This window comes from Sphingobium sp. B11D3B (assembly GCF_025961735.1).
Lineage (GTDB): Bacteria > Pseudomonadota > Alphaproteobacteria > Sphingomonadales > Sphingomonadaceae > Sphingobium.
In genome coordinates this window covers 2771385-2794874 of the sequence record NZ_JAOQOF010000001.1, presented here as the reverse complement: position 1 = coordinate 2794874, position 23490 = coordinate 2771385, and the positions used below count along the sequence as shown (strand labels likewise).

Here is a 23490-nt window from a genome sequence, read left to right as displayed (position 1 = left end):
GCCCGTCACGGGGCCGGACCGGCCCTATTGATGAACGAGGCGAGAGTGAGCGACAGACGCTTCAACCCTGCGCAGGCTGACGCCCGCTGGCAGGCCGTATGGGACGACAGGGAGAGCTTCAAGGCCGGCACCCGCCAGGGCGCGCCGAGAAGCTATGTGCTGGAGATGTTCCCTTACCCCTCCGGGCGCATCCACATCGGCCATGTGCGCAACTATTCCATGGGTGACGTGCTGGCCCGCTTCCGCCGGATGCAGGGCCATGACGTGCTGCACCCGATGGGCTGGGATGCCTTTGGCATGCCCGCCGAAAATGCCGCGATGGAAAAGAAGATCCATCCGGGCAGCTGGACGCGCGACAATATCGCCTCGATGAAGGCGCAATTGAAGCGCCTGGGCTTCGCGCTCGACTGGAGCCGCGAGCTGGCGACCTGCGAGCCGGATTATTACGGCCAGGAGCAGGCGCTGTTCATCGACCTGTATGAGGCCGGCCTCGTCTACCGCAAGGAAAGTGCGGTGAACTGGGACCCGGTCGACATGACCGTGCTCGCCAATGAGCAGGTGATCGACGGCCGCGGCTGGCGCTCGGGCGCGCTGGTCGAGAAGCGCAAGCTCAACCAGTGGTTCCTGCGCATCACCGACTTCGCCGACGACCTGCTCGCCGGCCTGGGCACGCTGGACAAGTGGCCCGAGAAGGTTCGGCTGATGCAGGAGAACTGGATCGGCAAGTCGCAAGGCATGCAGTTCCGGTTCCGGCTGGAAACGCCGGTTGGCGAGATTCAGGAGCTGGAGGTCTTCTCCACGCGGCCGGACACGCTGTTCGGCGCGAGCTTCGCAGCGATTGCCGCCGATCATCCGATTGCGCTGGCGCTCGCTCAGGACAATGCCGATCTCGCCGCGTTCGCCGAGGAATGCCGCCGGTCGGGCACCGCCGCGGCTGACCTGGAGACGCAGGAGAAGAAGGGCTTCGACACGGGCCTGAGCGTTGTCCATCCGCTCGATCCGGACTGGAAGCTGCCGCTGTTCGTCGCCAATTTCGTGCTGATGGATTATGGCACGGGCGCCGTCTTCGGCTGCCCGGCGCATGACCAGCGCGACCTCGACTTCGCGCGCAAATATATGCTGCCGGTGGAGCGCGTCGTCGCGCCGCAGGGCGAGGAGCAGGCGCCGATCCACGACGAGGCCTATACCGGCCCCGGTCGCCTCGTGAACTCGCGCTTCCTCGACGGCATGGCGGTGGAAGAGGCCAAGGCCGAAGTCATCCGCCGCGCCGAGGCCGAGGGCTGGGGCAAGGGCACGACGGTGTGGCGCCTGCGCGACTGGGGCGTTTCGCGCCAGCGCTACTGGGGCACGCCGATCCCGTTCATCCATTGCTCGGATTGCGGCGTGGTGCCCGTCCCCAAGACGCAGCTGCCGGTGGTGCTGCCCGAGGATGTGAGCTTCGACGTCCCCGGCAATCCGCTCGACCGGCACCCGACGTGGAAGCATGTCGATTGCCCCAAATGCGGCAAGGCTGCGGTGCGCGAGACCGACACGCTCGATACCTTCGTGGATTCGAGCTGGTACTTCATTCGCTTCGCCAGCCAGCCCGATGACCAGCCGTTCGACCGCGCCGAGGCCGAGAGCTGGCTGCCGGTCGGCCAGTATATCGGCGGTATCGAGCATGCGATCCTGCATCTGCTCTATGCCCGCTTCTGGACGCGCGCGCTGGCCCATATCGGCAAGATCAGCGTTGCCGAGCCGTTCGAGAGCCTGTTCACGCAGGGCATGGTCACGCATGAGACCTATGCCCGCAAGCAGGGCGAAGGCCTGCCGCCGCTCTACTACGCGCCCAGCGAAGTGACGCGCACCGCCGAGGGCGCGACGCTGCTGGCCGATGGCGCGCCGGTCGAGATCGGCCGCGTCATCAAGATGTCCAAGTCCAAGAAGAATGTCGTGGACCCGGACGAGATCATCGAGCGCTATGGCGCGGATGCGGTGCGCTGGTTCATGCTCTCGGACTCGCCGCCTGAGCGCGACCTGCCGTGGAGCGAGGCCGGCATCGAGGGCTCATGGCGCTTCGTCAATCGCTTGTGGCGCATCTTCGGGCAGGTCGGCGAAACCGGCGACGGCAGCGAGGAAAAGGCGCTCAAGCGCAAGCTGCACCAGACGGTCGACGGCGTCGCCAGGGATATCGAGGCACTGGCCTTCAACAAGGGCGTCGCCAAGATCTACGAGCTGGCCAATGCAATCGAGAAGGCGGCGCCGTCCGCCACCCGCGCCGAGGCGATTCGCGCGCTGACGCTGCTTGTGGCGCCGATGACGCCCCACATCGCCGAGGAAGCCTGGGCCGAGATGGGCCATGAGGGCCTGATCGCCGACGCCATGTGGCCGTCTGTCGATCCGGCCTTGCTGGTCGATGACGAAGTGACCATCGCCATTCAGGTGATGGGTAAGCTGCGCGATACGATCACCGTCGCCAAGGGCACGGACAAGGCCACGCTGGAGAGCCTTGCGCTCGCCGCGCCCAATGTCGCGCGGCAGCTTGAAGGCCGGGCGCCGAAGAAAGTGATTGTGGTTCCGGATCGTCTGGTCAATCTGGTCGTCTGATGACCAGCGCTTTCCCCCGCCTCATTCTGGGCCTCGCCCTTGCCGCCAGCCTCTCGGCCTGCGGATTGAAGCCCATGTATGCCGGCGGGCGCAGCGGGGCTGCGGCGCAGGCGCTGGCGAGCGTGCAGGTGGAGCCGATCCCCGGCAAGAGCGGCTGGCTGATGCGCAATGCGCTCAACGACCGGCTGGCCGCCATGGGCGATGCCGCCCCGCGCTATCTGCTCAAGGTGCAGCTCGATGATCGCATCGAGGGTCTGGGCGTGCGCGCCGATGACACGGTGACACGCGAACGCCGCACCCTGCGCGCGCGATACCAGTTGGTCGACACGCAGGATGGCAAGACCGTGCTGGACGAGACCTCAAGCTGGGACGCCGGCATCGATGTCGCCTCCAGCGAATATGCCACGGTTGCGGCCGAGGATAGCGCGCTGGAGCGACTGACCGAGATCGTCGCCGACCGCGTGCTGGCCAGCGTGGCGCTCGCCGCGCGCGAATGAGCCTGCGGGCGGACAATCAGGCCGCGCTCAAGGCGCTGGACGACCCCGCGCCGAACATCCGCCTCTATCTGCTGTACGGGCCGGATGAAGCCGGCAGCGAAGCGCTGTCGGCGCGCGTTGGCAAGGCCATGGGGGCGGGCGCCGAGCGGATCGACCTGGATGGGGCGACGCTGCGCAGTGACCCGGCCCGCCTGCCGGATGAGGCCGCCGCCATCTCCATGTTCGGGGACAAGCGCTGGGTGCGCGTGCAGCCGGCGGGTGAGGAAGTCGTGCCGGCGGTCGAAGCCCTGCTGCAGGCGCCCGCGACCGGCAATCCGGTGGTGATGATCGCGGGCAATCTGCGCAAGACAAGCAAGCTGCTCAAGCTGTGCGAAGGCGACAAGGCGGTGATGGCCATCGTCAGCTATGCGCCGGAGGGCCGCAATGCCGATGCGCTGGCGGTCAGCATGGCGCGCGAGCTGGGTCTGGAACTGCCGGGCGATCTAGCCCGTCGGCTGGTTGGGCTGACCGGCGCGGAGCGGGGACTGCTGGCTGGCGAGATCGAGAAGCTGGCGCTGTATCTGGATGCCTCGCCCGAGGAGCCCAAGGCCGCCACGCCCGAGGCGCTGGATGCGCTGGGCGCCGAAGGGGGCGACCAGCAGCTCTTCAAGGCGGCGATGGTCGTGCTCTCCGGCAATGTCCGCGCCACCGAGCATGAGATGGCCCGGTTGCGCCAGAGTGGCGGCTCGCTGGCGGGGCTTGCCCGCCTCACCCTGCAACGCGCGATCGGCTTTGCGCAGGCGCAGGGCGGACAGGCGCCGCGCTTTGGCGGGCGTGGCGACGAGGAGGTGGCGCGTCGCTGGAGTGCCGAGGCGTTGGATAAGGCCATCCATCGCCTCGCCGAAGCCGAGCGCACCAGCCGCCTCTCGCACCAGATCGGCGAAACGGTGCTGGCGCAGGAGTTGATCAATGTCGCACGGCTCGGCGCACGCGAGCGCTAGGGCCAATCGACATTCAGCGCTGACGGCCTGCAAATGGCGGCATTCCGCGCTTCCGGTTTCTTAATCTGTCTGGGCCAGCGATCTTCAAGGCAGCGGGATCCCGGATCAAGTCCGGGATGACGAAAGAAGGGCTGACGAAAGCGTTTCTGCCCTCAAACCCGGTGCCATTGACGCGCCCGGGCAGGCACCCGATATTCCGCGCATGGACAAGATGAACCTCAGCGATGCCGAGTGGCGCGAGCGCCTGACCCCCGAGCAATATCATGTGCTGCGCGAGCACGGCACCGAGCGCGCCTTTGCGGGTGCCTATGACAAGCTCAAGGATGCCGGCATCTATCATTGCGCCGGTTGTGGCCTGCCGCTGTTCGACAGTGGGCATAAATATGACAGCGGCTCGGGCTGGCCTAGCTTCACCGCGCCGCTGGAAGATGAGGCGGTCAGCGAATATACCGACACGAGCCACGGCATGCGCCGGGTCGAGGTGCGCTGCGCGCGCTGCGACGGGCATCTGGGCCATGTCTTTCCGGACGGGCCGGGGCCGGAAGGCCTGCGCTACTGCATGAACAGCGTCGCGCTGGACTTCGAGCCGCAGGGCACCGCACAGGACGATTGATATCCTATTCAGCGCTTGTAAAGGCGCTGGACGCTTGTAGCGTCCTGCACAGTTGCAGCACGCAGCGGTTCGGAGCGATACAAGGCAAGGCATGGCCAAGGCAAAATCGGGGAGCTCGATCAGGCTCTGGACCATCCGGCTGATCAAGGTCGGCATCGCACTCGCCATCGGGGGACTGATCGCGCTGGTGATTGCGGTCGTCATCGCGATGCAGTCGCTGCCGAGCTTCGACTCGCTCAAGAGCTCGCCCAATGGGCAGATGATCCGCGTCCATGCCGCGGACGGCTCGGTGCTCGTCTCGCTCGGGCCGAGCTATGGGCGCTGGCTCAACCATTCGCAGATTCCCGAGGTGATGACCCGCGCTTTGGTCTCGGTGGAAGACAAGCGCTTCTACATGCACCCCGGTGTCGATCCGATCGGCGTCGCCCGCGCGGCCTGGGTGGGCTATGTCCGTCGTGGCGAGGGCCGGCGTCTGCAGGGCGCGTCGACCATCACCCAGCAGCTGGCGCGCAACATCTTCCTCAACAACAGCTATTCCGCCGGCCGCAAGCTGCGCGAGATGATCCTGGCGCTGGCGATGGAGCGCAAGTTCAGCAAGTCCCAGATTCTGGAGCTGTACCTCAACAAGGTCTATTTCGGCGGTGGCGCCTATGGCGTGGATGCCGCGAGCCGCAAATTCTTCAATCACCCCGCGACGACGCTCAGCCTCGAGGAAGCGGCGATCATCGCCGGGCTGGTGAAGGCGCCCTCGCATTATTCGCCCACGGCCGATGCCGATGCTGCCGCCGGCCGCGCCAGTGTGGTGCTGGACGTGATGGCGGCCAATGGCGACCTTACCAGCGCCGAGCGGGCCGCCGCCGATCTCGACAGCGTGCGACTGGTGCCCGAGAAGGCGCAGGACAGCGTGCGTTACTTCACCGACTGGGTGCTGCCGCAGCTCGATACGCTGATCGACGAGCGCGAGCAGCCGCTCGACGTCTACACCACGCTCGATCCCCGGATGCAGCGGGCCGCCGTGGCGGCGCTCAAGGGCAATGTGCCGGGCGGCGCGCAGGGTGCGCTGGTCAGCCTCGACCGCGATGGCGCGGTGCGGGCGCTGGTCGGCGGGCTGGATTATGTCAGCTCCAACTATAACCGCGCGACCGTCGCCCAGCGGCAGCCGGGCTCGGCCTTCAAGCTGTTCGTCTATCTCTCGGCGCTGGAAGCCGGCTACACGCCCGAGACGCGGGTGGTGGACAGTCCGGTGACGATCAACGGCTGGTCGCCGCGCAACGACAATCGCCGCAATGTGGGCGAGATCGACGTGCGCACCGCCTTTGCCTATTCGATCAATACCATCGCCGCCAAGCTGGGCATGGAAGTGGGCTTCTCGACCGTCGCCGACATGGCGCGGCGGTTCGGCATTTCCACGACGATCAACACCCACCCCTCGATGGTGCTTGGCACGTCCGAGGTCCACCTCATCGACATGACGCAGGCTTTTGCCTCCGTTGCCCGCAAGGGCGTGGCGGTGCGGCCCTATGGCATCCTCAAGGTGACCACGGCCGATGGCACCACCCTGTATGAGCATGAGGACGATACCAGCCGCGTGCTGGTGGCGCCCTGGGTCGCGGCGGGGATGACCGATCTGATGCAGACGGCGGTGAACACCGGCACGGGCCGCGCGGCCCAGATCGGCCGGCCTGTCGCAGGCAAGACCGGCACGACCACCAGCAACAAGGATGGCTGGTTCGTCGGCTTCTCCAGCGGCATCACCACCGGCGTGTGGATGGGCCGCGATGACAATCGCACCGTGGGCGGCCTGGCCGGCGGGCGCGCGCCCGCACGAGCCTTCGCGGCCTATATGCGCACCGCCGTGGCCAATCGCCCGGTCGAGAATTTCGAGACCGAGGTGGTGCTGCCCGAATGGCAGCTCGAACCGGACGAAGAGGCCTATGGCTCGCCCGACAATGGCATGATGGTGGACGAGAATGGCCTGCCGCTGCCGCCTGCCGAGGGCCAGAGCAGCGGTGCCGAAGGCGCGACACCGGGCGATACCAGCGGCACGGAAGCCCCGCGCCGGATCGACCAGCGCTGGATCGACGAAGTCCTCGGCCGCGACGAACGCCCGGCGCGCCCGGCACCCGCCCAGCCGGGCCAGCAACGGCCGCCGCAGCAGCAGCGTCAGGCACCGCCCGCGCAGCCCCAGCCGCAGCGGGAATCGCCGTCGATCCTGCCATCGGGGATGCAGTAGGGGGCTGGTTCAGCCCCGGAAGACTTGTCAGCGCGGCGCCAGAGGTGCGCGAATCTTCCGCCAGCATTCAGCCTCGCTGGCGAACACGCTTACACGCGGGCAAAGGGGAAGCTCCTGACCGGACAAGCCGGTCAGGACGCCAATTCACATGTGGATGGGCTTACCGAGTACCGCCATCGCGGCTTCCTTCACCGACTCATTGTGCGTCGGGTGGGCGTGGCAGGTGTAGGCGATGTCCTCTGACGTCGCGCCGAACTCCATGGCCTGCGCGGCCTGGGCGATCATCGTGCCGGCCGGATCGGCGACGATCCACACGCCCAGCACGCGGTCGGTCTCGGCATCGGCGATCACCTTCACGAAGCCGTCGGTGGCGCTGATCGCCTTGGCGCGGCTGTTCGCCATCATCGGGAACTTGCCGACCTTGACCTCGCCCTTCTCGCGGGCGGCTTCCTCGGTGAGGCCGACACCGGCGATCTCCGGGCTGGTATAGACGACGCTGGGGATGACGTCATGATTGACGATGCCGGTCATGCCGGCGATGTTCTCGGCGACGGCAATGCCTTCATCCTCGGCCTTGTGCGCGAGCATGGGGCCGGGAATCACGTCGCCAACGGCCCAGACGCCATCGACCTTGGTGGAGAAATCGGGACCGGTCTCGATCTGGCCGCGCTGGTTCAGCTCCAGCCCGATCTTGTCGAGGCCGAGGCCCTGCGTGTTCGGGCGGCGGCCGATGGCGACCAGCACCGTATCGGCCTCGATCGTCTCGGCGGTGCCACCAGCAGCCGGCTCGACCGTCACGCTGGCCTTGCCGCCCTTGACGGCAACGCCGGTCACCTTGGTGCCGGTGCGGATCTCGAAACCCTGCTTGGCGAACAGCTTGGCGGCTTCCTTGCGCACCTCGCCGTCCATGCCGGGCAGGATCTGGTCGAGATATTCGATCACGGTGACCTTGGCGCCCAGGCGACCCCAGACCGAACCCAGTTCGAGGCCGATGACGCCGCCGCCGATCACCACCAGATGATCCGGCACCTTCTTGAGCGCCAGCGCGCCGGTGGAATCGACCACCACGCCCCTGTCATTGTCGATCTCGACACCGGGCAGCGGCGTCACGCTGGAGCCGGTGGCGATAACGATGTTCTTGGCGGTCACGGTCTTGCCGGCAACCTCGACGCTGTGCGCGTCCTTGAAGCTGGCGAGCCCCTTGAGCCATTCAACCTTGTTCTTCTTGAACAGGAACTCGATGCCGCCGGTGAGGCCCTTCACGGCCGCATCCTTGTCCGCCAGCATCGCCGGCAGATCGAGCGACACGGAGCCCAGCTTGATGCCGTGCTTGGCCAGCACGCCATCCTTGGCCTCATGGAACAGGTGCGAGGCGTGCAGCAGCGTCTTGGAGGGAATGCAGCCGACATTGAGGCAGGTGCCGCCCAGCGTCTCCCGGCTTTCCGCGCAGGCGGTCTTCAGCCCAAGCTGCGCGGCGCGGATCGCCGCCACATAACCGCCCGGCCCGGCGCCGATTACGAGAACGTCATAGTCGAACTGGTCTGCCATTACTCGCTCCATTGACCGGTCACCGCTTTGTGTTCCTGCGAAGGCAGGAACCCACGGCTAGGTCGCAATCACCGACCACAGATCGCGCCATTCGGGATTGTTCTCCCTGATCAGGCGGACTTTCCAGGCCCGTTTCCATTTCTTCATCTGCAGTTCGCGCAGCCGCGCTTCCTGCAGATCGTCATATACTGCGTACCAAACAAGGAGCCGGCAACCATAGCGTTTGCTGAACCCTTCGACATGGCCCTCGCGATGTTGATGGCATCGCGCGACAAGGTCGCTCGTGACTCCGAGGTACAGCGTGCCATTGGGCTTGCTGGCCATCAGATATAGGAAGCCACGTTTCGTCGTTTCATCTCCGCCGATGGGCTCCTGCCTTCGCAGGAGCACGGACTAGTTTGCAATGTTTGCCTGCCTCACAAATCGATCAGCAGCCGGGTCGGGTCCTCGATGGCGTTTTTGAGGGCGACGAGGAAGGTCACGGCCTCGCGGCCATCGACCATGCGGTGATCGTAGCTCAGCGCCAGATACATCATCGGGCGTGCGACGATCTGGCCGTCGACCACCACGGCGCGCTCCTCGATGCGGTGCAGGCCGAGCACGCCGGACTGGGGCGGGTTGATGATCGGCGTCGACATGAGCGAGCCGAACACGCCGCCGTTGGAGATGGTGAAGGTGCCGCCGGCCATGTCCGCCATCGACAGCGTGCCTTCCTTGGCGCGCTTGCCGAAATCGGCGATGGTCTTCTCGATCTCGGCGATGCTCATCGTCTCGGCATTGCGGATGACCGGCACGACGAGGCCGTTGGGCGCCGACACCGCGACCGAGATGTCGCAGAAATCATTGTAGACGATCTCGTCGCCCTCGATCTGCGCATTGACGCCCGGAATATCCTTGAGCGCCATGCACGCGGCCTTCACGAAGAAGCCCATGAAGCCCAGGCGCACGCCGTGCTTCTTCTCGAACAGATCCTTGTACTTGGCGCGCGCCGCGATGACGGCGCTCATGTCCACATCGTTGAACGTGGTCAGGATGGCGGCGTTGTTCTGCGCTTCCTTGAGGCGCCGCGCGACAGTCTGGCGCAGGCGCGTCATCTTCACGCGCTCCTGATGGCGCGACGGGCCGGAGCTGCCGGTCGCCGGTGCCGGCGCGGCGGTGGCCACGGCAGACTCGCTCGCGACGGCGCTGCCATCGGCGATGGCGGCCATCACGTCGTCCTTGGTCAGGCGCCCGTCCTTGCCGGTGCCCTTGATCTTGCTGGGGTCGAGGCCATGCTCGAGCACCAGCCGGCGCACGGCAGGCGAGAGGGTGATGGCGCCGAGCGTGCTGTCGCCCTCATGGGCGGCCTGCGCGGGCGCGGGGGTGGGCGTCGGCGTCGATGCAGGAGCTGCCTCGGTCTTGGCCGGGGCCGGCGCAGCGGCTTCCGCCTTGGCCGGTGCGGGCTTGCTGGCCGCAGCCGCACCTTCCTGCACGGTGGCGATGACGGCGCCGACATTCACGGTGTCGCCTTCCTTCACCAGCAGCTCGCCCAGCACGCCGGCAACCGGCGCGGGGACTTCCACCGCAACCTTGTCGGTCTCCAGGCTGGCGATCGGCTCATCGGCCTTCACCGCGTCGCCGGGCTTCTTCAGCCACTGGCCCACCGTCGCTTCCGTGACGGATTCACCCAGAGTCGGCACTTTCACTTCAGTGGCCATGTCTTTCCTCCTGCCCGGCGCGGCCTGCGCGGACTATGCTTTCTTCTGGCGCTTGATCTCGGTGCGCACATTGTGACCGAGCGCGTCCGCGATGAGCGCACCCTGCTCGGCCTGGTGACGGCGGGCAAGGCCGGTGGCAGGCGAGGCCGAAGCCTTGCGACCTGCGTAGCGGGCGCGCATCGGCGCCTTGCCGGCCTGATCGAGCGCCTCCTCGATATAGGGCTCCACGAAGAACCACGCACCATTGTTGCGGGGCTCTTCCTGACACCACACCACTTCCTCCAGCGCGGTCATGCGCTTGAGGCGCGTGGCGAGCGCCTCGGTCGGGAAGGGATAGAGCTGCTCGATGCGGACGATCTGCACGTCCTTGTCCCCGGCTGCGTCGCGCGCTTCCATGAGGTCATAGGCGACCTTGCCGGAGCATAGCACCAGCCGGCGCGTCTGCTCGTCCGCCGCCGGTGTGGGGTCGGAGAGGATGCGCATGAAGTGGCGATCGCCCTGGAAATCCTCGGCCTTGCTCACCGCCAGCTTGTGCCGCAGCAGCGACTTGGGCGTGAAGATGATCAGTGGCTTGCGGAACGGGCGCAGCATCTGCCGGCGCAGGATGTGGAAATAGTTGGCCGGCGTGGTGCAGTTGGCGATCTGGATATTGCCTTCCGCGCAGAGCTGCAGGAAGCGCTCGAGCCGTGCGGAGCTGTGCTCGGGCCCTTGCCCTTCATAGCCATGCGGCAGCAGCAGCACGAGGCCATTGGCGCGCAACCACTTGGATTCGGACGATGCGATATACTGATCGATGATGATCTGCGCGCCATTGGCGAAATCGCCGAACTGCGCTTCCCACAGCACCAGGCTCTTGGGGTCCGCCATGGCGTAGCCATATTCAAAGCCCAGCACGCCATATTCGGAGAGCGGGCTGTCATAGACCTCGAAATGGCCGTGCGGAACGGTGAGAAGCGGAATATACTTCTTCTCGCTGTCCTGATCGACCCAGACGGCGTGGCGCTGGCTGAACGTGCCGCGCCCCGAATCCTGACCGGACAGGCGCACGCCATAGCCTTCCGACAGCAGCGAGCCGAAGGCGAGGGCCTCTCCGGTCGCCCAGTCGAAATTCTCGCCGGTCTTGAACATCTCTGCCTTGGCATCGAGCACGCGGCGCAGGGTGCGGTGGACGTTCACGCCCTCCGGCACCGTGGTCAGCGTGCGGCCCAGGCTCTCGAACAGCTTGGGCGACACGGCGGTTTCGACATTCTTGCGCGCGGTCTCGATGTCGGCGGGCTGATGCAGACCCGACCAGCGACCGGCGAACCAGTCCGCATGATTGGACTTGTAGGTTTTGGCCGCTTCGAACTCTTCCTCAAGATGATCGACGAAGCCCTCGACCTGCGTCGAAACGAACGCATCGTCGACCACGCCCTCTTCGCGCAGGCGCGAGGCATAGACCTCGCTCACCGGCGGATGCTGCTTGATGCGCGCATACATGAGCGGCTGGGTGAAGCTCGGCTCGTCGCCCTCATTATGGCCGAAGCGGCGGTAGCACCACATGTCGATCACGATGTCGCGGTGGAAGGTCTGGCGATAATCGATCGCCAGCTTGCACGCGAAGGTCACTGCCTCGGGATCATCGCCGTTCACATGCAGGATCGGTGCCTGCACGCCCTTGGCGACGTCACTCGGATAGGGCGAACCGCGCGAGAATTGCGGGCTGGTGGTGAAGCCGATCTGGTTGTTGACGACGAAGTGGATGCAGCCGCCGGTATTGTAGCCGCGCACGCCGGAAAAGCCGAAGCACTCCCACACGATGCCCTGACCCGCAAAGGCCGCATCGCCATGGATGAGGACGGGCAGCACCTGCTTGTGCTTGCCGGGGCCGATATCATCGCGGAACAGCTGCTGCGCGCGGACCTTGCCGAGCACGATCGGGTCCACCGTCTCCAGGTGCGAGGGGTTGGGCACCAGCGACATGTGGACGTTGATGCCGTCAAACTCACGGTCGGTCGAGGTGCCGAGGTGGTATTTCACGTCGCCGGAGCCGCCGACATCCTCGGGATTGGCGGTGCCGCCCGAGAACTCGTGGAAGATGACGCGGAAGCCCTTGGCCATCACATTGGCCAGCACATTGAGGCGGCCACGATGGGCCATGCCGTACACGATCTCGCGCACGCCGAGCTGGCCGCCATATTTGATCACGGCTTCGAGCGCCGGAATCATGGACTCGCCACCATCGAGGCCGAAGCGCTTGGTGCCGACATATTTGCGGCCCAGGAACTTCTCATATTGCTCGGCCTGGATGACCTTGGCGAGGATCGCCTTCTTGCCCTCGGGCGTGAAGATGATTTCCTTGTCCTTGCCTTCCATGCGGTCCTGCAGGAAGCGGCGCTCCTCCACATCGGAGATGTGCATATATTCGAGGCCGACATTGCCGCAGTAATTGGCGCGAAGAATGTCCACCAGCTCGCGGATCGTCGTCCACTCAAGGCCGAGCGCGCCGCCGACATAGACCTTGCGGTCCTGCTCCGCACCGGAGAAGCCGTGATATTCCGGCGTCAGGTCCGCCGGCAGGTCGCGCTGGCTGAGGCCGAGCGGATCGAGATTGGCAGCCAGATGGCCGCGCACGCGATAGGTGCGAATGAGCATCATCGCGCGGATCGAATCGGCGGCCGCCTTGGCGACATCGGCCTGCGAGGCGGGCGCGCCGCTCTTGGCGGCGGCGGCCTTGATCGCCACCTGCATCTGAGTGGGGTCGAGCGCGGCGGTCAGATCGTCCGTGCTGTCGAGCGGCCAGCCCTTGCGCGCCCAGCTCGGCCCTTGTTCGGCCTCTTGCGCGCCGCTGAATTCCTGATTCTCGTAACCCATCGGTTCGATCCTTGCCTCTCTCCGCCGGGCGGAAGACGCCTGTGCCGCCATCCCGGACCGGCCCGTCTAGCCAATCCGGGTGAAGCGGCTGTTAACCACCTACGCCTTGAGCACCTCAAGCAGCGTCGTGCCCAGCTCCGAAGGGCTGGCCGCAACCTTGATGCCCGCTGCTTCCATCGCCGCGATCTTGCTTTCCGCATCGCCCTTGCCGCCGGAGACGATCGCACCGGCATGGCCCATGCGGCGGCCCGGAGGCGCCGTACGGCCCGCGATGAAGCCGGCCATCGGCTTCTTGCGGCCCTTCTTGGCCTCGTCGATCAGGAACTGCGCGGCCTGCTCCTCGGCATCGCCGCCGATCTCGCCGATCATGATGATGCTCTGCGTCGCCTCGTCGGCGAGGAACAGCTCCAGCACGTCGATGAAGTTGGTGCCGTTGACCGGATCGCCGCCGATGCCGACGGCAGTCGTCTGGCCAAGGCCGGCATTGGAGGTCTGGAACACCGCCTCATAGGTCAGCGTGCCCGAGCGCGAGACCACGCCCACGCTGCCCTTGCGGAAGATGGAGCCGGGCATGATGCCGATCTTGCACTCGTCCGGCGTCAGCACGCCGGGGCAGTTCGGACCGATGAGGCGCGACTTGCTGCCCGAGAGCGCACGCTTCACGCGCACCATGTCGAGCACCGGAATGCCTTCCGTGATCGTGACGATCAGCGGCACTTCCGCATCGATCGCTTCCAGGATCGAATCGGCGGCGAATGGCGGCGGCACGTAGATGACGCTCGCGGTGGCGCCGGTCTTGGCCACGGCTTCTTCCACCGTGTCGAACACCGGCAGGCCGATGTGGCTGGTGCCGCCTTTGCCCGGCGTCACGCCACCGACCATCTGCGTGCCATAGGCCAGCGCCTGTTCGGTGTGGAACGTGCCGGTCGCGCCGGTCATGCCCTGCGTGATGACCTTGGTGTTCTTGTCGACGAGGATGCTCATGGGCTCGCTTCGCTTCCTTGTTCCCCGGCGAAGGCCGGGGTCCAGTTCTGACAGATGGACTCGAACAGATCGTTCCAGTCCGGGTTTATCTCTTCAATGAGGCGCAGTTTCCACTGACGCTTCCATTCCTTGATCCGCAGTTCGCGCTGCCGCGCGTTCTGAAGATCGTCATGGGCTTCGTACCAAACCAGCAGCTTGCAGCCATATTTGGTGGTGAAGCCCTTGATCTCTCCTGTCCGATGCTGCGTGACCCGTCTCACCAGATCACTCGTCACACCGGTATAAATCGTTCCGTTCCGCCGACTTGCCATGATGTAGACATAGCCGGCGCCGTTCATTGCATCACGGGCACTGCTGGGCCCCGGCCTTCGCCGGGGAACAGGAGGAGCAAGCGAAGCGCTTCATCGCTTAGGCCAGGCTCGGATCGATGCCCTTGCACGCCACCAGCAGTTCCTTGACCGCATCGACGCTGACCTGGAGGTTGCCCTTGGCTTCGTCATCCAGCTCGATCTCGACGATCTGCTCGACGCCGTCCTTGCCGATGATCACCGGCACACCGACATACAGGCCGTCGACGCCGTACTTGCCCTCGACATAGGCGGCGCAGGGCAGCAGGCGCTTCTGGTCGCCCAGATAGGCTTCCGCCATGGCGATGCCGCTGGTCGCGGGCGCATAATAAGCCGAGCCGGTCTTGAGCAGGCCGACGATCTCGCCGCCGCCCGAACGGGTGCGCTGCACGATGGCATCGATACGCTCCTTGGTGGAGCGGCCCTGCTTGATGAGGTCGGGCACGGGAATGCCGGCCACGGTCGAATATTGCACGACCGGCACCATGGTATCGCCATGGCCGCCGAGCACGAAGGTCGTGACGTCCTTGGCGGACACTTCGAACTCTTCGGCGATGAAGTGGCTGAACCGGGCCGAATCGAGCACGCCGGCCATGCCGACGACCTTGTTGTGCGGCAGGCCGGAGAATTCGCGCAGCGCCCAGACCATCGCGTCGAGCGGGTTGGTGATGCAGATCACGAACGCGTCGGGCGCATTGTCGCGAATGCCCTCACCGACGGCCTTCATGACCTTAAGGTTGATGCCGAGCAGATCGTCACGGCTCATGCCCGGCTTGCGGGCGACGCCGGCGGTGACGATGATGACGTCGGCCCCGGCAATGTCCGCATAGTCGTTGGAGCCGGTGATCTTGGCGTCGAAGCCTTCGACCGGACCGCACTGCGAGAGATCGAGCGCCTTGCCCTGGGGAATCCCTTCGACCACGTCGAACAGGACGATATCGCCAAGCCCTTTGAGAGCCGCGAGGTGAGCAAGCGTGCCGCCGATATTGCCGGCACCAATAAGCGCGATCTTCTTCCGGGCCATGCGCGTCTCCTTCTTTGCGCGGTGGTCGATGAGGCGCCCATAGGCCCAATTTCCTTACCGTTCAATGACGATCGGGCCAGATTCCGGCTTTTCTTTGCGATTAGTTCGCAATATCATTTAGGGGCGTTCAGCCGGTCCTTCGGGCCGATGAGTGACCGTCATCGATGGATCGCGACGCCTTCGACGCGATACCGTCCAACGGCCGAGAACGCCGAACGGTCCACCGCGCAGGCGAAAGAACGAATAGTTTTTTGCTGCACCGCGCCTTGACGTGAGGTTCGACCGACCCATATGGCGGCCGTTAGCACTCACTCACTGACAGTGCTAACACAGTGTTTCACAGGCGGGGTGCCAGAGTCGGTATCCGGGGGGCGCGCAGGCTTCGGCAAGGGCCGGCCGGGCGATCCGACGGAGAGCGACAGCGCCCGCCGCTATGGAAAGGACTTGGATAATGGGATTTCGTCCGCTGCACGATCGCGTGCTCGTTCGCCGCATCGAAGCCGATGAGAAGACTGCCGGTGGCATCATCATTCCCGACAGCGCCAAGGAAAAGCCGCAGGAAGGCGAGATCGTCTCCGTGGGCACGGGCGCCAAGGCGGAAGACGGCAAGGTGACGCCGCTCGACGTCAAGGCCGGTGACCGCGTGCTGTTCGGCAAGTGGTCCGGCACCGAGGTCAAGGTCGACGGTGAAGACCTGCTCATCATGAAGGAAAGCGACATTCTGGGCGTCATCGCCTGATTTTCGCACTCCGTTGAATTCAAGGAAGGACTAGCAACATGGCAGCCAAGGACGTCAAATTTTCCCGCGATGCCCGTGAGCGCATCCTGCGCGGCGTGGACATTCTCGCCGATGCAGTGAAGGTCACCCTCGGTCCCAAGGGCCGTAACGTCGTGATCGACAAGAGCTTCGGCGCCCCCCGCATCACCAAGGACGGTGTGTCGGTCGCCAAGGAAATCGAGCTCAAGGACAAGTTCGAGAACATGGGCGCCCAGATGGTGCGCGAAGTGGCCTCGAAGACCAACGACATTGCCGGTGACGGCACCACCACCGCGACCGTTCTCGCCCAGGCGATCGTGCGCGAGGGCATGAAGTCGGTTGCGGCCGGCATGAACCCGATGGACCTCAAGCGCGGCATCGACCTCGCGGTGACCAAGGTGGTCGAGGACCTCAAGGCCCGCTCCAAGGCCGTTTCCGGCAACAAGGAAATCGCCCAGGTCGGCATCATCTCGGCCAATGGCGACACCGAAGTCGGCGAGAAGATCGCCGAGGCCATGGAGAAGGTCGGCAAGGAAGGCGTGATCACGGTCGAGGAAGCCAAGGGCCTCGATTTCGAGCTGGACGTCGTGGAAGGCATGCAGTTCGACCGCGGCTACCTCTCGCCTTACTTCATCACCAACCCCGAGAAGATGCAGGTCGAGCTGGCTGACCCCTACATCCTCATCCACGAGAAGAAGCTCTCCTCGCTGCAGGCGCTGCTTCCTATCCTGGAGGCCGTGGTGCAGTCGGGCCGTCCGCTGCTCATCATCGCCGAGGACATCGAGGGTGAGGCTCTGGCCACGCTCGTCGTCAACAAGCTGCGTGGTGGCCTGAAGGTCGCTGCCGTGAAGGCACCGGGCTTCGGTGACCGTCGCAAGGCCATGCTGGAAGACATCGCCGTCCTCACCAAGGGCGAGGTGATCTCCGAAGATCTCGGCATCAAGCTCGAGAACGTCACGGTTGGCATGCTCGGCACCGCCAAGCGCGTCACCATCGACAAGGACAACACCACCATCGTCGATGGTGCTGGCGATGCGGATGCCATCAAGGGCCGCACCGAGCAGATCCGCGCGCAGATCGAGACGACGACGTCCGACTATGACCGCGAGAAGCTGCAGGAGCGTCTGGCCAAGCTGGCTGGCGGCGTGGCCGTCATCAAGGTTGGCGGTGCGTCCGAGGTCGAGGTGAAGGAGCGCAAGGATCGCGTCGACGATGCGCTGCACGCCACCCGTGCAGCTGTCGAGGAAGGCATTGTCCCCGGCGGTGGTACGGCTCTGCTGTACGCCACCAAGGCGCTGGCCGGCCTCAAGGGCGTCAATGACGACCAGACCCGCGGCATCGACATCATCCGCAAGGCCATCGAAGCGCCGCTGCGTCAGATCGCTCAGAATGCGGGCTTCGACGGTGCCGTCGTCGCTGGCAACCTGCTGCGCGAAAATGACGAGACCCGGGGCTTCAACGCTTCGACCGACGTCTATGAGAACCTGGTGGAAGCCGGCGTGATCGACCCGACCAAGGTTGTGCGCGCGGCTCTGCAGGACGCGGCTTCGGTTGCCGGTCTGCTCATCACCACCGAGGCGACCATTGCCGAGCTGCCCGAGGACAAGTCCTCGGCTCCGGCTGGTATGCCCGGCGGCATGGGTGGCATGGGCGGCATGGACTTCTAAGAAGTTCACCGTTTCTTCTATCAGGGAAGGCCGTCGGGACACCGGCGGCCTTTTCCTTTGGGCAACGGCGGCCGGTGCGGAGGCCGCCGGTTCGCACAAGCATCTTCCCATCGGCGCGCAATGCCGACACAGTAGGGCATCGCAACCTGGCGCTGCCTGTTCCGCGGCGCCCGATCAGGATGACCGCATGACCGACCTTTCCCGCCGCGAAGCCGTGGCCGCCGCCGCCATTGCCGGCCTCGCCGCGCTGGCGCCCGCCTCGCTCGCCGCGCAAACCGCCTCCAACCGGGATATCACCTGGGATCTCAGCGCGCTTTATGCCGACGATGCCGCGTGGGACAGCGCCCGCCGTTCCGCGCTCGAGGCGGTCAAGGGCATGGCGGCCTATAAGGGGCGGCTCGGCGAAAGTGCCGAGACGCTCGCCGCGGCCTTCACCATGCAGTCCGACCTCTACCGGCAGATCCTGCGCGTCTATGTCTATGCCAGCCTGCGTGCCGACGAGGATGTGCGCGTCTCTGCGAACCAGGAGAAGCAGGGGCAGGCGGTTGACCTGTTCACCGCGTTCAGCGAGGCCAGTGCCTGGATCGCGCCGGAAGTGCTCAGCATCGGCGAGGCGAAGATCAAGCAGTTCATCGCCGGGAATGCTGTGTTGCGCGATCGGTTCGATCATGCGCTGGCCGACATGCTGCGTCGCGCGCCGCACACCCTCTCGCCGGAAGGGGAAGGGCTGCTGGCGAGCGCAACATCCGTGCTCTCGGCGCCGGGAGACATTTCCGACCAGCTGCGCAGCTCGGACATTCCCTGGCCCAGCATCACCCTGTCCACTGGCGAGAAAGTGAAGCTCGACAATCAGGGCTATACCGTCCACCGCGCGGCACCCGAGCGGGCGGATCGCAAGGCGGTGTTCGATGCCTTCTGGAAGACCTATGGGGAGTTCCGCAACAGCTTCGGTGCGACCTATCTGGCGCAGGTCCGCGGCAATATCTTCGATGCAAAGGCGCGCAAATATCCCACCGCGCTGGCATCGGCCCTCGCCGGATCGAATGTGCCGGAGGGCGTCTATCGCACGTTGGTGGCGGAGACCAACAAGGGCCTGCCCCAGCTTCACCGTTACTTCGAGCTGCGCCGCCGGATGCTCAAGCTGCCGGACCTTTATTATTACGATATCTATCCGCCGCTGGTCGAAACGGGGCGCCGCTTTTCGCTCGATGAGATGCGGCGACTGACGCTCGCGGCGGTGCAGCCGCTGGGGCGCGATTATGCCGCCTCCCTCTCACGCGCGACGGCTGCGCGGTGGATGGACCCGTGGCCACGGACCGGCAAGCGGCCGGGCGCCTATATGCAGTCCAGCGCCTATGATGTGCATCCCTATCTGCTGCTCAACCTGAGCGACGAATATGAGAGCCTGAGCACCTATGCGCATGAGTGGGGCCATGCCATGCACAGCCTGCTCGCCAATGCCGCGCAACCTTTCGAGAAAGCGGATTATCCGATCTTCACCGCCGAGATCGCCTCGACGCTGAACGAGCTGCTGCTGCTCGATTATATGGAGTCGCAGGCCAAGACGCGCGAGGAGAAGCTCTTCTATCTCGGCCAGCGGATGGAGAATATTCGCGGCACCTTCTTCCGCCAGACGATGTTCGCCGAGTTCGAACTGGTGGCGCATGACCGGGCCGAGGCGGGCGATGGTCTGTCGGGTGGCGCCTTCACCACGCTCTACACCGATCTGCTGGCGCGCTACCATGGGCCGAAGGTCGGCATGGAGCCGGCCTATGGCAATGAATGGGCCTATATTCCGCACTTCTACAACAGCTTCTACGTCTACCAATATGCCACCTGCTTCTCCGCCGCCGTCTATTTCGCCGGTGAAATCAAGCGCGGCGGGGCGAAGGCGCGGGACAATTATCTGGCCGTGCTCAAGGCCGGCGGCTCGGATTATCCGGTCGAGATCCTCAAGCGCGCGGGGCTGAACATGGCGGGGCCGGAGCCCTATCGTGCCGTCGTCCAGCTCCTGTCGGATACGCTGGATGAGGCCGAGGCGCTGATGGCCTGAGCGAAGGCAGGCGCGCGGGGTCTTCACCGCACGCGAGTCATGAAAATGGGGGCCGGCATCGCTACCGGCCCCCACGATGCCATCGCCTTCCAGCCCGTCTCCGGGACATCCAGCGTCTGGCACGACGCTCTCGATCGTCAGATCGTGCGCCTCACGTCCTGTTCCTTGCGGAAGTCCGACGTGCTGATCCGGCTGCGGCAGGCCGCCTTCGGATCGACCGCGCGAGGCTCGCCCGAAGGGCAAGCTGTGCCGGCCTTTGCGGATGCGGGATCATGCCTAGACGGCAGAGCCTGCATCCTTCCCGCTGCCTCGCGATCCTGTTCCCGGGGGAAGCGTGATCCTGCGGTTGGCGGCGGGCCGAACCAATCCGCCGAGCACGTTGCCGCGCGCAGGTCTTGGTCCGTAAGATCGACTCAACATCCTGATTTAACAGAACATTTCTGTCTCTCTATGGCTTGATGGTCTCACGAGAATCGAGTCGTGCAAAGCATTATCCGCCGCTGCAATGCGGGGAGCGAGATCAAAACTGTGGATGAGTGTGGATAAGTCCGGGGATAATCCGCGCCGGACCGATCATTGTTCCGCGCTGTAGGGAAGCGGCCGAAGATTCGCCAGCAAAAAGGCGCACAAAAAAGGGCGACGCCTTGCAGCGTCGCCTTTTGATTTGCAGCAGAGCGACCTCAGTGGGTCGCGCCGTGCCTCATCTGCTTACAGGCCGCCGAACGGAACGCTCATGGCAGCGGCAGAGATGTAGGCAGCAAAAATCTTCTTGAGAATGGTCATGTCGTGGCTCCCGGAATTGATCGGGCGCAGCGCCCGTGTCTCTGGAGGCCATTTGTGTTGCAACGCAGCAAAGTTCAATTGCAAAGGCCGGGCGATGGATGCAAAAACTGCAATCGTTGTGGCCTGCGCATTCAATTGGAAATGCTCATTGCTCTGATAAATCAACGATTCTCTGGAATTCCTCGTCGCTCACCGACGACACGGACAGGCGCGATTGTCGCACCAAAGCCATGTTCGCAAATGCAGGATCGGCCTTGATCTGCTTGAGCGTGACTGGCTTGGCGAGTTTGCGCACCGGCGCGACTTCCACCGCGAACCACTTGCCGGTCTCGTCCGTGCTGTCCTGCTCGGCCCCGCGCACGATCTCCATGATGCCGACGCATTCGACGCCGATATTGCTGTGATAGAACAGCGCCTGGTCACCAACCTCCATCGCCTTCATGTTCAGCTTGGCGGCATGGTTGCGCACGCCGTCCCACTCGGCGCGACCCTTCTCGACCAGATCGTCCCAGGAGAACACATCGGGCTCCGATTTCATCAGCCAGTAGCGCATGGGCGATCGATCCTCCTTTGCCAGCCTGCCCGGGCGCCATTCCATGCCGGTCTGCGGGGTGCAAGGCCTTTGCTGTCACCAAGCCCCGGCGTGACAGCCGCGCCGCGAACGCCTAGTCAGGCATCATCATTTCACGTTCGAGTGAGACCGTCATGACGTCATCCGATCCGCTGGGGCATGTCCCCACTCTCTCGCTCGCGCGCCTCTCGCCGCAGGATTTCGCCGATGCGATCGGCAGCAGCTTCCGCGAATATGGCTTCGCCATCGTCACCGATCACGGGATGGACCCGGACCTCGTGGCGCGGGGCTGGGGGCTGGCAAAGGCGTTCTTCGCGCTGCCCGATCCGGTCAAGCGCGCCTATCTCGTGCCCGGCGGTGCGGGACAGCGCGGCTACACGGCGTTCGGGACAGAGGTCGCCAAGGGTGCCAGCGAGAATGACCTCAAGGAATTCTGGCATGTCGGCCGCGCCCTGCCGGCCGGTCATCCGCTCGCCGCCGATATGCCGCCCAACATCTGGCCGGGCGAGATCGACGGATTCGAGAAGACTTTTACGGCGCTGTTCGCGGCGTTCGATGCCGTGGGCGCGCGCATCCTCTCCGGCGTCGCGCGCCATCTCGGCCTGGCGCCCGACTGGTTCGACGCCAAGATCGACGAGGGCAATTCCATCCTGCGGCTGCTGCATTATCCGCCCGTTTCCGCGCAGGCGCCCGGCATTCGCGCGGGCGCGCATGAGGACATCAACCTCATCACCCTGCTGCTCGGCGCGGAGGAAGGCGGCCTGCAGCTGCTGACGCGCGAGGGTGCGTGGATTCCGGCCACGCCGCCCGCCGGCGCGCTGGTCATCAATGTCGGCGATATGCTGCAGCGGCTGACCAATCATGTGCTGCCCTCGACCAGCCACCGCGTCGTTAATCCCCCGCCCGAGCGCCGCCACATCCCGCGCTATTCCATGCCCTTCTTCCTGCATCTGGAGCCGGACGTGATGATCGAGGCGCTGCCGCAATGCGTGAGCACGGAAAATCCGCTGCGTGAACCGCCGATCAGCGCGCATGACTATCTGCACGAGCGGCTGCGCGAGATTGGGCTGAAGAAGGGTTAGGTTTTCACCAAGCACATCCCGTTCGTGTCGAGCGAGTCGAGACACGCGAGCGCTGTTCTAACGTGTCTCGACTTCGCTCGACACGAACGGGCGGAGGAATGTGGGTCTGCGAACCCTATTTCCGCCAGCGGGAGAGGGTGACGCCGATCTTCTCGTTCCGCTCGGAGAGGGCCAGCTTGACGATCTTCACCGTCACATGGCGCGCCTTGCGGTCCTGCAGGAAGATGGTGTCGATGATGTGATCGGCCACGGCCTCGACCAGCATGAAGTGCTGGCCCCGGGTGATCGCCGTGGTCGCCGCATGCTTGAGGTCCATATAGTTTTTGGACGTGCTGAGCGGCGTGTTCGGCTCATAGTGGCTGCGATGCTCGAGCAGGGCGCGGATGCTGATTCGCAGCGGCTGCGGCAGATGGGTTTCCTCGGAATAGATGCCGGTCAGCACATCCACCTCAAGATCCTCAATCTCGAGCAGCAGCATGTCATCCATGGGATTCACGCCGTTTGCCGGATTGGCGCTGTGCCCTCCCGTTCCTGGCATTCCCGCCTCGCGTCCCGCCATCATAGCCTCGAATAACCCTTTTCATTTGGGCGTGAAGCGCTAAAGGCCGCCGCCTCGGGCGCTATTGCCCGCTTGGAAGGCGGACGGCAAGCGGTGACACGGATCGGCGAGCTGGCAGGAACCGGAGACGCGGCCATCACCGCGCTGCTCGATGCGGCATTTGGCCCGGCGCGCCACGGCCGCACGGCCTATCGCATCCGCCTGGGCATGGCTTGGTTCACGGATCTCTCCTTCGCCGCCTTCGATTCGGACGGGCAATTGATCGGCACGCTGCAAAGCTGGCCGGTGGCGCTGCACGGCCCGGACGGTCGAGAGACACCCCTGATCATGGTCGGGCCGGTCGCGGTGGTCCCCGCGATGCAGCGCCATGGCACCGGCCGTGCGCTGATGGACCGGCTGATCGAAACCGTCGATCTGCATCCGGGCGATCCGCTGGTGATGATTGGCGATCCCGAATATTATGGCCGTTTCTGGGGATTCTCGGCCGATGCAACGGGGGACTGGGCCGTGCCCGGTCCGGTCGAGCGGCACCGCTTGCTGACCCGCGCGGCGCCCGGCGTGGTGCTGCCCTCTGCAGGCAGTCTCGGCCCGCGCGGCACCGCCCTGGTGGCGGGGGCGGCGGCCACGCCGGCGGTCTGAGTGCGCTGATCCGGGCC

20 protein-coding genes are annotated in these 23490 nt (G+C 65.1%); 10 read left to right on the top strand and 10 right to left on the bottom strand.

Annotated elements, in window-relative coordinates:
• Positions 1 to 30: 30 nt before the first annotated feature.
• From leuS to M2333_RS12895, 5 genes are all read left to right on the top strand, one after another.
• Complete coding sequence (leuS, locus tag M2333_RS12915) at positions 31 to 2586, top strand: leucine--tRNA ligase (protein ID WP_413716496.1); 2556 nt, start codon at positions 31 to 33, stop codon at positions 2584 to 2586.
• Positions 2586 to 3083, top strand: a complete 498-nt coding sequence (lptE, locus tag M2333_RS12910) for an LPS assembly lipoprotein LptE (protein WP_264593476.1) — start codon at positions 2586 to 2588, stop codon at positions 3081 to 3083. Before leuS ends, lptE begins: the two co-directional genes overlap by 1 nt.
• Positions 3080 to 4063 (top strand): DNA polymerase III subunit delta, encoded by a 984-nt coding sequence (locus M2333_RS12905; RefSeq protein ID WP_264612026.1) that lies wholly within the window; start codon positions 3080 to 3082, stop codon positions 4061 to 4063. The genes lptE and M2333_RS12905 overlap by 4 nt, the downstream gene beginning before the upstream one ends.
• Before the next feature lie 202 nt (positions 4064 to 4265).
• Positions 4266 to 4676, top strand: a complete 411-nt coding sequence (msrB, locus tag M2333_RS12900; RefSeq protein ID WP_264572327.1) for a peptide-methionine (R)-S-oxide reductase MsrB — start codon at positions 4266 to 4268, stop codon at positions 4674 to 4676.
• A gap of 91 nt (positions 4677 to 4767) precedes the next feature.
• Positions 4768 to 6909, top strand: coding sequence for a transglycosylase domain-containing protein (locus tag M2333_RS12895; RefSeq protein WP_264612025.1), 2142 nt, complete (start codon positions 4768 to 4770; stop codon positions 6907 to 6909).
• 144 nt (positions 6910 to 7053) lie between these two features.
• Here the strand turns inward: M2333_RS12895 and lpdA are convergent, their stop codons facing one another.
• From lpdA to mdh, 7 genes are all read right to left on the bottom strand, one after another.
• Positions 7054 to 8457, bottom strand: a complete 1404-nt coding sequence (gene lpdA / locus M2333_RS12890; protein ID WP_264612024.1) for a dihydrolipoyl dehydrogenase — start codon at positions 8455 to 8457, stop codon at positions 7054 to 7056.
• A 57-nt stretch (positions 8458 to 8514) separates the two neighbouring features.
• Positions 8515 to 8823: a GIY-YIG nuclease family protein gene (locus tag M2333_RS12885; protein WP_264572326.1), complete on the bottom strand. Its 309-nt coding sequence runs from the start codon at positions 8821 to 8823 to the stop codon at positions 8515 to 8517.
• A 50-nt stretch (positions 8824 to 8873) separates the two neighbouring features.
• Positions 8874 to 10154, bottom strand: a complete 1281-nt coding sequence (odhB, locus tag M2333_RS12880) for a 2-oxoglutarate dehydrogenase complex dihydrolipoyllysine-residue succinyltransferase (protein WP_264612023.1) — start codon at positions 10152 to 10154, stop codon at positions 8874 to 8876.
• A 33-nt stretch (positions 10155 to 10187) separates the two neighbouring features.
• The gene (locus M2333_RS12875) at positions 10188 to 13007 is read right to left on the bottom strand and encodes a 2-oxoglutarate dehydrogenase E1 component (RefSeq protein WP_264612022.1); all 2820 of its coding nucleotides are present in this window, start codon (positions 13005 to 13007) and stop codon (positions 10188 to 10190) included.
• Positions 13008 to 13106: 99 nt separating this feature from the next.
• Positions 13107 to 13991, bottom strand: coding sequence for a succinate--CoA ligase subunit alpha (gene sucD, locus M2333_RS12870; RefSeq protein WP_181560935.1), 885 nt, complete (start codon positions 13989 to 13991; stop codon positions 13107 to 13109).
• Complete coding sequence (locus M2333_RS12865) at positions 13988 to 14329, bottom strand: GIY-YIG nuclease family protein (RefSeq protein ID WP_264612021.1); 342 nt, start codon at positions 14327 to 14329, stop codon at positions 13988 to 13990. Before M2333_RS12865 ends, sucD begins: the two co-directional genes overlap by 4 nt.
• 70 nt (positions 14330 to 14399) lie before the next feature.
• Positions 14400 to 15362, bottom strand: a complete 963-nt coding sequence (gene mdh / locus M2333_RS12860; protein ID WP_181560933.1) for a malate dehydrogenase — start codon at positions 15360 to 15362, stop codon at positions 14400 to 14402.
• A gap of 451 nt (positions 15363 to 15813) precedes the next feature.
• On the opposite strand from mdh, the gene groES reads away from it, so the two are divergent.
• The 3 genes from groES to pepF all read left to right on the top strand — a co-directional run bounded on the left by groES (position 15814) and on the right by pepF (position 19839).
• Positions 15814 to 16101, top strand: a complete 288-nt coding sequence (groES, locus tag M2333_RS12855; RefSeq protein ID WP_181560932.1) for a co-chaperone GroES — start codon at positions 15814 to 15816, stop codon at positions 16099 to 16101.
• Between the two features lie 38 nt (positions 16102 to 16139).
• Positions 16140 to 17786 (top strand): chaperonin GroEL, encoded by a 1647-nt coding sequence (gene groL / locus M2333_RS12850; protein WP_181560931.1) that lies wholly within the window; start codon positions 16140 to 16142, stop codon positions 17784 to 17786.
• Positions 17787 to 17973: 187 nt separating this feature from the next.
• The gene (gene pepF / locus M2333_RS12845; RefSeq protein WP_264612020.1) at positions 17974 to 19839 is read left to right on the top strand and encodes an oligoendopeptidase F; all 1866 of its coding nucleotides are present in this window, start codon (positions 17974 to 17976) and stop codon (positions 19837 to 19839) included.
• Between the two features lie 708 nt (positions 19840 to 20547).
• Here the strand turns inward: pepF and M2333_RS12840 are convergent.
• Positions 20548 to 20787, bottom strand: a complete 240-nt coding sequence (locus M2333_RS12840) for a hypothetical protein (protein ID WP_264576913.1) — start codon at positions 20785 to 20787, stop codon at positions 20548 to 20550.
• The gene (locus M2333_RS12835; protein WP_181560927.1) at positions 20768 to 21175 is read right to left on the bottom strand and encodes an EVE domain-containing protein; all 408 of its coding nucleotides are present in this window, start codon (positions 21173 to 21175) and stop codon (positions 20768 to 20770) included. The genes M2333_RS12840 and M2333_RS12835 overlap by 20 nt, the downstream gene beginning before the upstream one ends.
• A gap of 152 nt (positions 21176 to 21327) precedes the next feature.
• Between M2333_RS12835 and M2333_RS12830 the strand changes: the two genes are divergently transcribed.
• Entirely contained in the window at positions 21328 to 22275 is a 948-nt protein-coding gene (locus M2333_RS12830; RefSeq protein WP_264612019.1) for an isopenicillin N synthase family dioxygenase, read from the top strand.
• Positions 22276 to 22390: 115 nt separating this feature from the next.
• On the opposite strand, the gene M2333_RS12825 is transcribed toward M2333_RS12830, so the two are convergent.
• Positions 22391 to 22762: a dihydroneopterin aldolase gene (locus tag M2333_RS12825; RefSeq protein ID WP_264593468.1), complete on the bottom strand. Its 372-nt coding sequence runs from the start codon at positions 22760 to 22762 to the stop codon at positions 22391 to 22393.
• 165 nt (positions 22763 to 22927) lie between these two features.
• Between M2333_RS12825 and M2333_RS12820 the strand changes: the two genes are divergently transcribed.
• The gene (locus M2333_RS12820; RefSeq protein WP_264612018.1) at positions 22928 to 23473 is read left to right on the top strand and encodes a GNAT family N-acetyltransferase; all 546 of its coding nucleotides are present in this window, start codon (positions 22928 to 22930) and stop codon (positions 23471 to 23473) included.
• Positions 23474 to 23490: the final 17 nt, after the last annotated feature.

What these genes read in the sequence shown, in the direction of transcription:
- leuS (WP_413716496.1), top strand. Translation starts at nt 31, where the DNA reads ATGAACGAGGCGAGAGTGAGCGACAGACGCTTCAACCCTGCGCAGGCT.
- lpdA (WP_264612024.1), bottom strand. Translation starts at nt 8,457, where the DNA reads ATGGCAGACCAGTTCGACTATGACGTTCTCGTAATCGGCGCCGGGCCG.
- groES (WP_181560932.1), top strand. Translation starts at nt 15,814, where the DNA reads ATGGGATTTCGTCCGCTGCACGATCGCGTGCTCGTTCGCCGCATCGAA.
- M2333_RS12875 (WP_264612022.1), bottom strand. Translation starts at nt 13,007, where the DNA reads ATGGGTTACGAGAATCAGGAATTCAGCGGCGCGCAAGAGGCCGAACAA.
- M2333_RS12895 (WP_264612025.1), top strand. Translation starts at nt 4,768, where the DNA reads ATGGCCAAGGCAAAATCGGGGAGCTCGATCAGGCTCTGGACCATCCGG.
- M2333_RS12865 (WP_264612021.1), bottom strand. Translation starts at nt 14,329, where the DNA reads ATGAACGGCGCCGGCTATGTCTACATCATGGCAAGTCGGCGGAACGGA.
- M2333_RS12905 (WP_264612026.1), top strand. Translation starts at nt 3,080, where the DNA reads ATGAGCCTGCGGGCGGACAATCAGGCCGCGCTCAAGGCGCTGGACGAC.
- M2333_RS12830 (WP_264612019.1), top strand. Translation starts at nt 21,328, where the DNA reads ATGACGTCATCCGATCCGCTGGGGCATGTCCCCACTCTCTCGCTCGCG.
- mdh (WP_181560933.1), bottom strand. Translation starts at nt 15,362, where the DNA reads ATGGCCCGGAAGAAGATCGCGCTTATTGGTGCCGGCAATATCGGCGGC.
- M2333_RS12835 (WP_181560927.1), bottom strand. Translation starts at nt 21,175, where the DNA reads ATGCGCTACTGGCTGATGAAATCGGAGCCCGATGTGTTCTCCTGGGAC.
- lptE (WP_264593476.1), top strand. Translation starts at nt 2,586, where the DNA reads ATGACCAGCGCTTTCCCCCGCCTCATTCTGGGCCTCGCCCTTGCCGCC.
- odhB (WP_264612023.1), bottom strand. Translation starts at nt 10,154, where the DNA reads ATGGCCACTGAAGTGAAAGTGCCGACTCTGGGTGAATCCGTCACGGAA.
- groL (WP_181560931.1), top strand. Translation starts at nt 16,140, where the DNA reads ATGGCAGCCAAGGACGTCAAATTTTCCCGCGATGCCCGTGAGCGCATC.
- pepF (WP_264612020.1), top strand. Translation starts at nt 17,974, where the DNA reads ATGACCGACCTTTCCCGCCGCGAAGCCGTGGCCGCCGCCGCCATTGCC.
- M2333_RS12825 (WP_264593468.1), bottom strand. Translation starts at nt 22,762, where the DNA reads ATGGATGACATGCTGCTGCTCGAGATTGAGGATCTTGAGGTGGATGTG.
- sucD (WP_181560935.1), bottom strand. Translation starts at nt 13,991, where the DNA reads ATGAGCATCCTCGTCGACAAGAACACCAAGGTCATCACGCAGGGCATG.
- msrB (WP_264572327.1), top strand. Translation starts at nt 4,266, where the DNA reads ATGGACAAGATGAACCTCAGCGATGCCGAGTGGCGCGAGCGCCTGACC.